This window comes from Streptomyces sp. NBC_00162 (assembly GCF_024611995.1).
Taxonomy (GTDB): domain Bacteria; phylum Actinomycetota; class Actinomycetes; order Streptomycetales; family Streptomycetaceae; genus Streptomyces.
In genome coordinates this window covers 4,483,601-4,496,230 of the sequence record NZ_CP102509.1, presented here as the reverse complement: position 1 = coordinate 4,496,230, position 12,630 = coordinate 4,483,601, and the positions used below count along the sequence as shown (strand labels likewise).

The following is a 12,630-nucleotide window of genomic DNA, read 5'->3' as shown; positions in this document are numbered from 1 at the left end:
GGCCCTACGACAAAGACCCCCAGGCCTTGGGCCTGAGGGTCTTCGACACTGTGGGGCTAACAGGATTTGAACCTGTGGCCTCATCCTTATCAGGGATGCGCTCTAACCAACTGAGCTATAGCCCCATCCGCGCTGCGCGCTGACTCCTGAAGGTTAGCGCACAGACCCGGGAGCTCCAAAATCGGTTCCTGCGATGCGTCTGCGCAGGTCACTCGTCCTCGGCGAGCGTGAGCTCCACACCGCCGACGAAGCCCGCCGACAGGTTGTAGATGAACGCGCCCAGCGTCGCCAGCGCCGTCGCCAGCACCACGTCGATCACCGCGATGACCGAGGTGAAGATCAGAACGCGCGGCAGCGACAGGAACGACTGGAGGTCGAAGCCGTTGCTCTCGTTCGAGCCGGTCGCCTCGCTGATCGTGCCGCCGACGGTCGAGAAGACACCCATCGCGTCCATGACCATCCACAGCACCACCGCCGCCACGATCGTGCAGATGCCCAGCGCGATCGACAGCAGGAAGCTGACCTTCATCACCGACCACGGGTCGGCCTTGGCCACCCGCAGCCGCGCCTTGCGCGTCCTGGGCGCGATACGGGCCCCCGTACGCGGCTTGCGCTGCGCGGTGCCCGCCCCGCCGGCCCGCGGCACACCCGGGCCCGAGGGCGCCGAGTAGGCCTGCGGCGGGTGGTACGGCTGCGCGGGGGCCGCGCCGGCCTGCGGCTGCGGCTGCGTTCCTCGGGTATCCGTCACAGTCCCCCCTTGGGAGTCCGCGGCAGGGCCACGGGCACCGTTCTCTCCAGTCATGGCCGGTCCGGCGCCCGTGGCTCCACTCACGACTTACTCCTCGTGCTCCCCAGCCGAAGGCTGCGTGCCCTCGGCGGCCTCGGCGGCCTGTCCGTCGGCTGCCTCGGTCTCGGTCTCGATCTCGTCGGCCTCGACCTCGTCAGCTTCCTGACCGGCCTCGGCGTTACGGGCGATGCCCACCACGGCATCGCGCTTGCCCAGGTTGATCAGCTGGACGCCCATGGTGTCACGGCCGGTCTCCCTGACTTCGTTGACGCGCGTACGAATCACACCACCGCCGAGCGTGATGGCGAGAATCTCGTCCGTTTCGTCCACCACGAGTGCCCCGACGAGCGACCCGCGGTCCTCCACGATCTTCGCGGCCTTGATGCCCAGACCGCCACGACCCTGGACGCGGTACTCGTCGACCGGCGTCCGCTTGGCGTAGCCGCCGTCGGTCGCGGTGAAGACGAACGTACCCGGCCTCACCACGCTCATGGAGAGCAGTTCGTCACCTTCACGGAAACTCATGCCCTTCACGCCCGAGGTGGCGCGGCCCATCGGGCGCAGCGCGTCATCGGTCGCCGTGAAGCGGATCGACTGCGCCTTCTTGCTGATCAGCAGCAGGTCGTCCGCAGCGGACACCAGCTCCGCGCCGATCAGCTCGTCAGAAGCGCCGTCGGCGCCGTCGGCGCCCGTCTCCCGGAGGTTGATCGCGATGACACCACCCGAACGGGGCGAGTCGTAGTCCTTGAGCGCCGTCTTCTTCACCAGGCCGCCCTTGGTGGCCAGGATCAGGTACGGCGCCGCGTCGTAATCGCGGATCGCGAGGATCTGGGCGATCTTCTCGTCCGGCTGGAAGGCCAGCAGGTTCGCCACGTGCTGCCCGCGCGCGTCCCGGCCGGCGTCCGGCAGCTCGTACGCCTTGGACCGGTAGACCCGGCCCTTGTTCGTGAAGAAGAGCAGCCAGTGGTGCGTGGTCGAGACGAAGAAGTGGTCGACCAGGTCGTCCTGCTTCAGCTTCGTGCCGCGCACGCCCTTGCCGCCGCGCTTCTGCGAGCGGTAGTCCTCGGTCTTGGTGCGCTTGACGTAGCCGCCGTGCGTGATCGTGACGACGATGTCCTCTTCGGCGATCAGGTCCTCCATGGACATGTCGCCGTCGAAGGGCACCAGCTTGGAACGCCGGTCGTCGCCGAACTTCTCGACGATCGCCGCCAGTTCCTCGCTGACGATCGAGCGCTGCTTCTCCGGCGAGGCCAGGATCGCGTTGTACTCGTTGATCTTGGCCTGGAGCTCGTCGTGCTCGGCGACGATCTTCTGCCGCTCCAGCGCCGCCAGGCGCCGCAGCTGCATCTCCAGGATCGCGTTCGCCTGGATCTCGTCGATCTCCAGCAGGCCCATCAGGCCCTCGCGCGCGATCTCGACCGTGTTGCTGCGCCGGATCAGCGCGATGACCTCGTCGATCGCGTCCAGCGCCTTGAGCAGACCGCGCAGGATGTGCGCGCGCTCCTCCGCCTTGCGCAGGCGGAAGCGCGTACGGCGGACGATGACCTCGATCTGGTGCTGCACCCAGTGACGGATGAAGGCGTCGATCGACAGCGTGCGCGGCACGCCGTCCACCAGCGCCAGCATGTTCGCGCCGAAGTTCGTCTGCAGATCGGTGTGCTTGTACAGGTTGTTCAGCACGACCTTGGCGACGGCGTCGCGCTTCAGGACGATCACCAGGCGCTGGCCGGTCCGCGACGAGGTCTCGTCACGGACGTCGGCGATGCCGCCGATCTTCCCGTCCTTCACCAGGTCCGCGATCTTCTGCGCGAGGTTGTCGGGGTTGGTCTGGTACGGAAGCTCCGTCACCACCAGGCACTGGCGGTTCTGGATCTCCTCGACCTCCACCACCGCGCGCATCGTGATGGAGCCGCGACCGGTCCGGTACGCCTCCTCGATGCCCTTGCGGCCCACGACCAGGGCGCCCGACGGGAAGTCCGGGCCCTTGATCCGCTCGAGCAGCGCGTCCAGCAGCTCCTCGTGCGAGGCCTCCGGGTGCTCCAGCGCCCACTGCGCGCCCGCCGCGACCTCGCGGAGGTTGTGCGGCGGGATGTTCGTCGCCATACCGACCGCGATACCGGCGCTGCCGTTGACCAGCAGGTTCGGGAAACGCGCCGGCAGGACCGTCGGCTCCTGGTTGCGGCCGTCGTAGTTGTCCGTGAAGTCGACGGTCTCCTCGTCGATGTCCCGGAGCATCTCCATGGCCAGCGGCATCAGCTTGCACTCGGTGTAGCGCATCGCGGCCGCCGGGTCGTTGCCCGGAGAGCCGAAGTTGCCGTTGCTGTCCACCAGCGGCATGCGCATCGACCACGGCTGGGCCAGGCGGACCAGGGCGTCGTAGATCGAGGAGTCACCGTGCGGGTGGTAGGTGCCCATGACGTCGCCCACGACACGGGCGCACTTGTAGAAGCCCTTCTCGGGCCGGTAACCGCCGTCGTACATCGCGTACAGCACACGGCGGTGGACCGGCTTGAGGCCGTCCCGCACGTCGGGCAGCGCGCGCGAGACGATGACGGACATCGCGTAGTCGAGGTAGGAGCGCTGCATCTCCGTCTCGAGCCCCACGGGCTCGATGCGTACGACGGGCTGCTCTTCCTCGGTGTTCTCGGCAGTGGGCGTGGTTTCGTCGGCCATTGCTGGTCAAAGGTCCTTTCAGGCGGTCAGCTGAGCCGACTCAGATGTCGAGGAAGCGAACGTCCTTGGCGTTGCGCTGGATGAAGGAGCGCCGGGCTTCGACGTCCTCACCCATCAGCACCGAGAACAGGTCGTCGGCCTGCGCCGCGTCGTCCAGGGTGACCTGGCCGAGCACACGGTGGTCCACGTCCATGGTGGTGACGCGCAGCTCCTCGGCGTTCATCTCGCCCAGACCCTTGAAGCGCTGGATCGAGTCTTCCTTGATCCGCTTGCCGTTCTGCTTGCCGAGCTCGACCAGGGCGTCGCGCTCACGGTCCGAGTACGCGTACTCGAAGTCGTCCCGGCCCCACTTGATCTTGTACAGCGGCGGGCGGGACAGGTACACGTGACCCGCCTCGACCAGCGGCCGCATGAAGCGGAACAGGAAGGTCAGCAGCAGGGTGTTGATGTGCTGGCCGTCGACGTCGGCGTCCGCCATCAAGATGATCTTGTGATAGCGGAGCTTCTCGATGTCGAAGTCCTCGTGCACACCCGTGCCGAAGGCGCTGATCAGCGCCTGGACCTCGGTGTTCTGGAGGATCTTGTCGATACGGGCCTTCTCGACGTTCAGGATCTTGCCGCGGATCGGCAGGATGGCCTGGTACATCGGGTTGCGGCCGGACTTCGCGCTGCCACCGGCCGAGTCACCCTCGACGATGAAGATCTCGCACTTCGTCGGGTCGTTCGACTGGCAGTCGGACAGCTTGCCCGGCAGCGAGGCGCTCTCCAGCAGACCCTTGCGACGCGTCAGGTCACGGGCCTTGCGGGCCGCGACGCGCGCCGTGGCCGCCTGGATCGACTTGCGGATGATGTCCGCGGCCTCGACCGGGTTCCGGTCGAACCAGTCGTTCAGGTGCTCGTGCACGACCTTCTGCACGAAGGTCTTCGCCTCCGTGTTGCCCAGCTTGGTCTTCGTCTGGCCCTCGAACTGCGGCTCGCCCAGCTTGATCGAGATGATCGCCGTCAGACCCTCGCGGATGTCCTCGCCGGCGAGGTTGTCGTCCTTCTCGCGCAGCAGCTTCTTGTCGCGCGCGTAGCGGTTGACCAGGCCGGTCAGCGCCGCGCGGAAGCCCTCCTCGTGGGTACCGCCCTCGTGCGTGTGGATCGTGTTCGCGAAGGAGTAGACACCCTCCGTGTACTGCGAGTTCCACTGCATCGCGATCTCGACCGAGAGCATGCGCTCCTTGTCCTCGGCCTCGACGTCGATGACGGTCGGGTGGATCATCTCGCCCTTGCGCGAGTTCAGGTACTTCACGAAGTCGACGATGCCGCCCTCGTAGTGGTACTTGACCGTCCGCGCCGCGGGCTCCGCCGACTCCGCCTCAGGGTCGTCGGCGCCGACCGTGGCCTTCGCCGACTCGCGCTCGTCCGTCAGCGTCAGGGTCAGGCCCTTGTTCAGGAAGGCCATCTCCTGGAAGCGCCGCGAGAGCGTCTCGAAGGAGTAGTCGGTCGTCTCGAAGACGTCGGGGTCGGCCCAGAACGTCACGGTCGTGCCGTGAGCGTCGGTCTCCTCGTTCTTCGCCAGCGGCGCCGTCGGCACGCCCAGCTTGTAGTCCTGCGTCCAGCGGTAGCCGTCGCGCTTGACCTCGACCGAGACCTTCGTCGACAGCGCGTTCACCACGGACACGCCCACGCCGTGCAGACCGCCGGAGACGGCGTAACCGCCACCGCCGAACTTGCCGCCCGCGTGCAGGACCGTGAGGACGACCTCGACCGCCGGCTTGCCCTCGGACGGCACGATGTCGACCGGGATGCCTCGGCCGTTGTCGACCACGCGCACGCCGCCGTCGGGGAGGATCGTCACGTCGATCGTGTCCGCGTGCCCGGCCATGGCCTCGTCGACGGAGTTGTCCACGACCTCCTGCACGAGGTGGTGCAGGCCGCGCTCACCGGTCGAGCCGATGTACATACCGGGCCGCTTGCGGACCGCATCCAGGCCCTCGAGGACCTGGATGGCACTGGCGTCGTAATTCTTCTCGTTGGAGTCGCCGGAATCGGCCACGAAGCGCCCTTTCTGGCACAGCGCAGCCCGTACTCCGGACCAGCGAGTGCGCCGGAGGAGCGGCCGCGTCGATCTGCGTTGTCTGCGTGATCCCGCGAACGGGCGGGATTTCCCCCAGTCTACCGGTACCACCGACATGAATGGGGGTTTGCCGGTACCTGAGTCCGCATGTGCCGCCCTGAACCTCCACCTTCCGACTCCCCATATCCGGGAAGGGGCTCAAAGAGGCTCACACGGGCATCCAGCGCTTCGGCCTGTCAACCTCCCACTACCGTGAGGGACACCACCGTCGCCCCGGCCTACTCAGCCGTAGGTATCCCCCGGGCCCTTGCTCCCCGGCGCCCGCCACGGCCCGTACCCCTTCGGCCGCCCACCCGGGCCCTGCACCTTGATCAGCCGCACCGTGCCCTGCCCCAGATCCGCGTTGAGCCGCGCCACCAGCTGCGGAGCCAGCAGCTTCAGCTGCGCCGCCCACGCCGAGGAATCACACCGGACCACCAGTTCACGATCCTCGTACCGCTCCGGTTCACAGTGCGCCGCGATCTCCGGACCGACGATCTCCGGCCAGCGCTCCATCACACCCGCCACCGCCATCGGCATCTCCCAGCCGCGCTCCGTGCGCAACCGGTCCAGCGCCGCCATCAACGGCATCGGATCCCGGCCGTCCGCACGGGCACCCGACCGCAGCCCCGGATGCTGCTGACGCTTCTTCCCGCCCACCGCGTTGCCCCGCGCCCGCGCCTGCTCCCGCGCCGCGGCGAGGGCCTGGCGCGCCAGATCCACACCGGAAGGCTCCGGCGCCTTGCGGGGCTCGCCGCGCGGCTCCTTGTCCTGATCGCTCACAGCCGGGTCACCTCACCACCGGACACCCCGAACCGCGCCCCCGCCAGCACACCCGGAACGTCATCGTCCACCGCCGCCGTCACCAGCACCTGCTCGCCCGGCACCACCAGCTCGGCCAGCCGCTCCCGACGCCGCGCGTCCAGCTCCGCGAACACGTCGTCCAGGATCAGCACCGGCTCCGCGCCCTCCGAGCGCAGCAGCTCGTACGAGGCCAGCCGCAGGGCCAGCGCGTACGACCACGACTCCCCGTGGCTCGCGTACCCCTTCGCCGGCAGCTCCCCCAGCCGCAGCAGCAGGTCGTCGCGGTGCGGACCGACCAGCGTCACGCCCCGCTCGATCTCCTGCTTGCGCACCTCCACCAGGGCCGCCAGCAGCACCTCGTAGATCGCCTCGCGGCTCCGCGCCGCCCCGCTGTCCACCGGCTCGCCCGCCGAGGACTTGTACGAGAGCCCCAGCGGGCCGCCGCCGGGCGCGAGCTGCTCGTACGCCTTGTCCGCCAGCGGCAGCAGCGTCGCGATCAGGTCCAGCCGCTGCGCCAGCAGCTCCGCGCCCGCGCGCGCCAGGTGCTGGTCCCACACGTCCAGGGTCGACAGGTCCATGGTCCGGCCGCCGTGCCGACGCGCCATCGCCGCCGACTTCAGCAGGGTGTTGCGCTGCTTCAGCACCCGCTCGTAGTCCGAGCGGACCGCCGCCATCCGCGGGGAGCGCGCGGTGACGATCTCGTCCAGGAACCGCCGCCGCTCACCCGGATCGCCCTTCACCAGGGCCAGGTCCTCCGGCGCGAACAGCACTGTCCGCACGATCCCCAGCACGTCCCGCGGCCTGACCTGCGAGGACCGGTTTATCCGGGCACGGTTCGCCCGGCCCGGATTCAGCTCCAGCTCCACCAGCTGCTGCCGCTCGCCCTGGGTGACGGCCGCGCGGATGATCGCCCGGTCCGCGCCCATCCGTACGAGCGGCGCGTCCGAGGAGACCCGGTGGCTGCCCAGCGTCGACAGGTAGCCGATCGCCTCGACGAGATTGGTCTTCCCCTGGCCGTTGGGGCCCACGAAAGCCGTGACGCCCGGGTCGAGGGGAACCTCGGCCCGGGCGTACGAGCGGAAGTCGGCCAGCGAGAGATGCGAAACATGCATACGGCGCCGACCTCCCCCGGCTTCCTGCTGCTCTGTGTGGTGCTGTGCGGCTGCTCCGAGCCGCACGGTGTCTCTTGTCGACTACTTCTTCTCGACCGCGTGGCCGCCGAACTGGTTGCGCAGCGCGGCGATCATCTTCATCTGCGGGGAGTCGTCCTGGCGCGAGGCGAACCGCGCGAACAGCGAGGCGGTGATCGCGGGCAGCGGAACGGCGTTGTCGATCGCCGCCTCCACCGTCCAGCGGCCCTCTCCCGAGTCCTGCGCGAAGCCGCGCAGCTGCTGGAGGTGCTCGTCCTCGTCGAGGGCGTTCACGGCCAGGTCCAGCAGCCAGGACCGGATGACCGTGCCCTCCTGCCAGGAGCGGAAGACCTCGCGGACGTCGGTGACCGAGTCCACCTTCTCCAGGAGCTCCCAGCCCTCGGCGTAGGCCTGCATCATGGCGTACTCGATGCCGTTGTGAACCATCTTCGCGAAGTGGCCCGCACCGACCTTGCCGGCGTGTACGGCGCCGAAGTCACCCTCGGGCTTGAGCGCGTCGAAGATCGGCTGAACCCGGCCCACATGGTCCTTCTCGCCGCCGTACATCAGCGCGTAGCCGTTCTCCAGGCCCCACACGCCGCCGGAGACGCCGCAGTCGACGAAGCCGATGCCCTTGGTGGCCAGCTCCGCGGCGTGCTTCTCGTCGTCGGTCCAGCGGGAGTTGCCGCCGTCGACGACGATGTCGCCGATCGAGAGCAGCTCCGCGAGCTCGTCGACGGTGGACTGCGTCGCCGCACCTGCCGGGACCATCACCCACACGACGCGGGGGGCCTGCAGGCTGTCCACAAGTTCCCGCAGGCTGTGGACATCGGCAAGGTCCGGGTTGCGGTCGTATCCGATGACGGTGTGGCCTGCGCGGCGGATGCGCTCGCGCATGTTGCCGCCCATCTTGCCGAGACCGACGAGACCAAGCTCCATCAGGTGGTTCCTTAAGCGTTGTGGCCGTCTTTGCCGGGGCCTCCTGCTTCCCGGAGGACATCCCAGGCCCCGAGCCTACGCCCGGCCGGGCCGCCGGGCTCCACGGGGCGCGCACGGCCCCGGGCTGCGGGAAGAACGCGGTCAGGCCCGGTCTCGCGGGGCGCGAAACCGGGCCTGACCTGCGAAGAATCAGCCAGAGAGGCGTACCGGCATGATCAGGTACTTGTACGCCTCGTCGGCTTCGGCGTCGACCGCCGGGCGGCCGCTGAGCAGCGCCGGCTTGGTGGACGTGGTGAAGCTGAGCTGCGCGGCGGGCGAGTCGATCGCGCTCAGGCCGTCGAGCAGGAAGGTCGGGTTGAAGGCGATCGAGATGTCGTCGCCCTCCAGCTTGGCGTCGACGCGCTCCACAGCCTGTGCATCGTCCGAGGAACCGGCCTCGAGGATCAGCACGCCCTGCTCGAAGCTCAGGCGGACCGGGGTGTTGCGCTCGGCGACCAGGGCCACGCGCTTGACGGCCTCGACGAACGGGGCGGTCTCGATCACCGCGATGGAGTTGAACTCCGTCGGGAAGAGCGTGCGGTACTTCGGCAGGTCGCCCTCGAGCAGGCGGGTGGTGGTGCGGCGGCCGGCGCCCTCGAAACCGATCAGGCCCTCACCGGCACCGGAGCCGGACAGCGCCAGGGTGACCGTGTCACCGCTGGTCAGGGACTTGGCGGTGTCCAGGAGCGTCTTCGCGGGCACCAGGGCCACGGCGGAGGCGTCCGGGTTCTCCGGCTTCCACAGGAACTCACGGACCGCGAAGCGGTAGCGGTCGGTGGAGGCCAGGGTGACGCGGTCGCCCTCGATCTCGATGCGGACACCGGTCAGCACGGGCAGCGTGTCGTCGCGGCCGGCGGCGATGGCGACCTGGGCGGCGGCGGAGGCAAAGACCTCGCCGGGCACGGTGCCGGTCGCGGTCGGCATCTGCGGCAGCGCCGGGTATTCCTCCACAGGCAGGGTGTGGAGTGTGAATCGCGAGGAGCCGCAGACCACGGTCGCCCGTACACCGTCTGTGGAAATCTCCACCGGGCGGTTGGGGAGGGCGCGGCAGATGTCGGCGAGCAGCCGGCCGGAGACCAGGACCGTGCCGTCCTCCTCGACGTCCGCCTCGACGGAGACGCGGGCCGAGACCTCGTAGTCGAAGCCGGAGAGGCTGAGGGTGCCCTCTTCGGCCTTCAGCAGCAGGCCCGCGAGAACGGGCACCGGCGGCCGGGCCGGGAGGCTACGGGCCGCCCAAGCCACCGCCTCCGCGAGTACGTCGCGCTCCACCCGGATCTTCACCGGAACCGCCTCCTGCTGTTGATCGCTCGTGTGCCGGCCTTCGTCCTCGGCTCGTCGATGCCTCGACCGATGCCGGGGACCAGTCTGACGTACGGCGCCGACACTCGGTGCGGCTGGCGGTCAAGTCGGGGGCGAGGCGTCGAGGAGGCTGCCCACCGAGTTGTGCACAGGTCCTGCTTGAAAACCGAAACCGGGCTAACTCTCTATGGGGGTAGTAGTAGGGCCTGTGGAAACGGTGGATAACGCTGTTCTCGCAGGTCAACCCGCGTTTTTTATCCCCACACCCTGTGGGTGGCACCGGTGGACAACACGGTGTTCCTGTGGAGAACGAAAACTTCTGCACAGGCCGTCCCCAGACGACCTCCACTACTCCACAGGTGTGTCCCCAGCTTTCCCCCAGTACTCCACAACCCAAACGTCCACCTCCGTGTGACGGCTTTCACTCGGGGCGGTGAGAGGGGGTGGCATGTTGCCGAACAGTGGACAACGGTGTGGAGAAGACATCTGATCCTGTGCACAGGATCAGCGAACCTGTGGGTTGGTGGTGGACAACATCGTGGACAGCGCTGTGGACGAAAAATCTGTCCACAGCCTGTGGATGGAGCTTGCGCACAATTCCACAGGCTGCTGACCTGGCCTGATGGGCCCTCAACCGGCACCCCTGTGGACAGATTGTGGGCGACGAGGGCCGTCCCCAGGGTGTGGACGGCAGAAAGTCCGTGAATCTGTGGATGAGTTGCTCCCGCGGGGGCGTATTCGAACAGGTCAGGGGCGCGCGGACGAAGAAGGGCGCCCCCGGCATGGTCCGGGAGCGCCCTCGAGATGCGTTTGAAAGGGCCCGGCGAGGCTCTCCCCGGGCGTCCGGGGAGGCCGGCTCAGGCGTTCTTGATGCGGTTGGTGAGCTCCGTGACCTGGTTGTAGATGGAGCGGCGCTCTGCCATCAGGGCGCGGATCTTGCGGTCCGCGTGCATGACGGTGGTGTGGTCGCGGCCGCCGAACTGCGCCCCGATCTTGGGCAGGGACAGGTCGGTGAGCTCCCGGCACAGGTACATGGCGATCTGCCGGGCGGTGACCAGGACCCGGCTGCGCGAGGAGCCGCACAGGTCGTCCACGGTGAGCCCGAAGTAGTCGGCGGTGGCCGCCATGATGTCGGTGGCCGTGATCTCCGGAGCGCTGTCCTCGCCGCCCGGGATCAGGTTCTTGAGGACGTCCTCGGTGAGGCCCAGGTCGACCGGCTGCCGGTTGAGGCTCGCGAAGGCCGTGACCCGGATCAGCGCCCCCTCCAGCTCGCGGATGTTGCGCGAGATGCGGGAGGCGATGAACTCCAGTACCTCCGGCGGGGCGTTGAGCTGCTCCTGGACCGCCTTCTTGCGCAGGATCGCGATGCGGGTCTCCAGCTCGGGCGGCTGGACGTCGGTGATCAGGCCCCACTCGAAGCGGTTGCGGAGCCGGTCCTCCAGGGTGACGAGCTGCTTGGGCGGCCGGTCGGAGGAGAGCACGATCTGCTTGTTGGCGTTGTGGAGCGTGTTGAAGGTGTGGAAGAACTCCTCCTGCGTCGACTCCTTGCTCGCGAGGAACTGGATGTCGTCGACGAGCAGGATGTCCATCTCGCGGTAGCGCTTGCGGAACGCGTCGCCCTTGCCGTCGCGGATGGAGTTGATGAACTCGTTGGTGAACTCCTCGGAGCTCACGTACCGGACGCGGGTGCCGGGGTACAGGCTCCGCGCGTAGTGGCCGATGGCGTGCAGCAGGTGCGTCTTGCCCAGCCCCGACTCCCCGTAGATGAAGAGGGGGTTGTACGCCTTCGCGGGTGCCTCGGCGACGGCCACCGCGGCGGCGTGCGCGAAGCGGTTGGAGGCGCCGATGACGAAGGTGTCGAAGAGGTACTTGGGGTTCAGCCGGGCGGTCGGTTCGAGCGGGCCCGAGGGGGAGCCGCCGGACGGGGCCGGGGCGGCAGCGGACCGGCCGGGGGCCTGGCGGGGCGCTGGCTGCTCGTACTGCTGCTGTTCGTACTTCTGCTGCTCGTACTGATGTGACTGGTGCGGCTGATGCTGCTGGTGTTGCTGCTGGGACTCGTACGGGGACTGCTCGTACTTCTGCTGCTCGTAGGAGCCCTGGTCGTAGCCGGAGGGCTCGGACTGCTGGAGGTAGCCCGGCTGCGGGGAGGCGTACGGGTCGCGCTCGGGGAAGCCGCCGAGGCGGGGCTGCTGCCAGCCGTAGTCGTCCTGCTGGCCGCCCCGGGGCCAGGCGCCGGGCTCGGGGCGCGGCTGCTGATAGTCCGGGTAGGCGGGGCGGGCGGTGGGGAGCTGGTCGTCGGAGGGGCCGCCCGGGCCGCCGCCGGGGCGCTGGCCGGGGTACGGCTCGTAGCCGCCCTGCTGCTGGGCGGGCGGGGCCGGGGGCGCGGGCTCGCCGGCGGAGTCGTCCACGGTGATGGCGATCCGGATGGGGCGGCCGCATTCGCGGCTGAGGGCGTCGCTGATCAGCGGGGCGAGGCGGCCTTCGAGGACGCGCTTGCCCCACTCGTTGGGGACGGCGAGCAGTGCGGTGTCGGCGACGAGTGCCAGGGGCTGGCATCGCTCGACCCACTGCTTGTCCTTGGGCTCGATCCCCGGCTGTCCCTCCCCGAGGAGCTTTTCGAGCACCCTTGGCCACACTGCGGCAAGATCGGCAGGTACGTCAGCCACAGAGCACGCTCTCTCACAGGGGTCCCACGAATGTGTGGTTCTTTGGGACGGTCGGGACAAAAAATCCAGGGTCAGACAACGGTAGTCAGGCCAGCGGGTACGGTTCAAGTCGTTGTCCACAGCCTGTGCACAGTGTGGGGCAGCATCGCCTCGGTTTGACCGGATGGCGTAGCCGCGCGTACCGTAACGAGG

General features: G+C 68.6%; 8 protein-coding genes and 1 tRNA gene. All 9 read right to left on the bottom strand.

The window, feature by feature from the left end; all coding sequences use genetic code 11:
• Window positions 1–51: 51 nt before the first annotated feature.
• The 9 genes from JIW86_RS20950 to dnaA all read right to left on the bottom strand — a co-directional run bounded on the left by JIW86_RS20950 (window position 52) and on the right by dnaA (window position 12,396).
• Window positions 52–125, bottom strand: a tRNA-Ile gene (locus tag JIW86_RS20950).
• 83 nt (window positions 126–208) lie between these two features.
• Window positions 209–832 (bottom strand): DUF3566 domain-containing protein, encoded by a 624-nt coding sequence (locus JIW86_RS20945; RefSeq protein ID WP_374199200.1) that lies wholly within the window; start codon window positions 830–832, stop codon window positions 209–211.
• Window positions 833–835: 3 nt separating this feature from the next.
• A complete protein-coding gene (gene gyrA, locus JIW86_RS20940; RefSeq protein WP_257555379.1) occupies window positions 836–3,460 on the bottom strand; it encodes a DNA gyrase subunit A in 2,625 nt (874 codons plus the stop codon).
• A gap of 40 nt (window positions 3,461–3,500) precedes the next feature.
• Complete coding sequence (gyrB, locus tag JIW86_RS20935) at window positions 3,501–5,522, bottom strand: DNA topoisomerase (ATP-hydrolyzing) subunit B (protein WP_257559377.1); 2,022 nt, start codon at window positions 5,520–5,522, stop codon at window positions 3,501–3,503.
• 282 nt (window positions 5,523–5,804) lie between these two features.
• Window positions 5,805–6,344, bottom strand: coding sequence for a DUF721 domain-containing protein (locus JIW86_RS20930; RefSeq protein ID WP_257555378.1), 540 nt, complete (start codon window positions 6,342–6,344; stop codon window positions 5,805–5,807).
• The gene (gene recF / locus JIW86_RS20925; RefSeq protein WP_257555377.1) at window positions 6,341–7,477 is read right to left on the bottom strand and encodes a DNA replication/repair protein RecF; all 1,137 of its coding nucleotides are present in this window, start codon (window positions 7,475–7,477) and stop codon (window positions 6,341–6,343) included. Before recF ends, JIW86_RS20930 begins: the two co-directional genes overlap by 4 nt.
• Window positions 7,478–7,558: 81 nt before the next feature.
• On the bottom strand, window positions 7,559–8,434 hold the full coding sequence (gnd, locus tag JIW86_RS20920; protein ID WP_257555376.1) for a phosphogluconate dehydrogenase (NAD(+)-dependent, decarboxylating): 876 nt from the start codon (window positions 8,432–8,434) through the stop codon (window positions 7,559–7,561).
• A 189-nt stretch (window positions 8,435–8,623) separates the two neighbouring features.
• On the bottom strand, window positions 8,624–9,754 hold the full coding sequence (gene dnaN / locus JIW86_RS20915; protein ID WP_030153167.1) for a DNA polymerase III subunit beta: 1,131 nt from the start codon (window positions 9,752–9,754) through the stop codon (window positions 8,624–8,626).
• Window positions 9,755–10,629: 875 nt separating this feature from the next.
• Window positions 10,630–12,396 (bottom strand): chromosomal replication initiator protein DnaA, encoded by a 1,767-nt coding sequence (gene dnaA / locus JIW86_RS20910; protein ID WP_416237582.1) that lies wholly within the window; start codon window positions 12,394–12,396, stop codon window positions 10,630–10,632.
• Between the last annotated feature and the right edge of the window lie 234 nt (window positions 12,397–12,630).

Excerpts from the sequence above, each read along its gene's own strand:
- gnd (WP_257555376.1), bottom strand. The coding sequence starts at position 8,434 with ATGGAGCTTGGTCTCGTCGGTCTCGGCAAGATGGGCGGCAACATGCGC.
- gyrA (WP_257555379.1), bottom strand. The coding sequence starts at position 3,460 with ATGGCCGACGAAACCACGCCCACTGCCGAGAACACCGAGGAAGAGCAG.
- recF (WP_257555377.1), bottom strand. The coding sequence starts at position 7,477 with ATGCATGTTTCGCATCTCTCGCTGGCCGACTTCCGCTCGTACGCCCGG.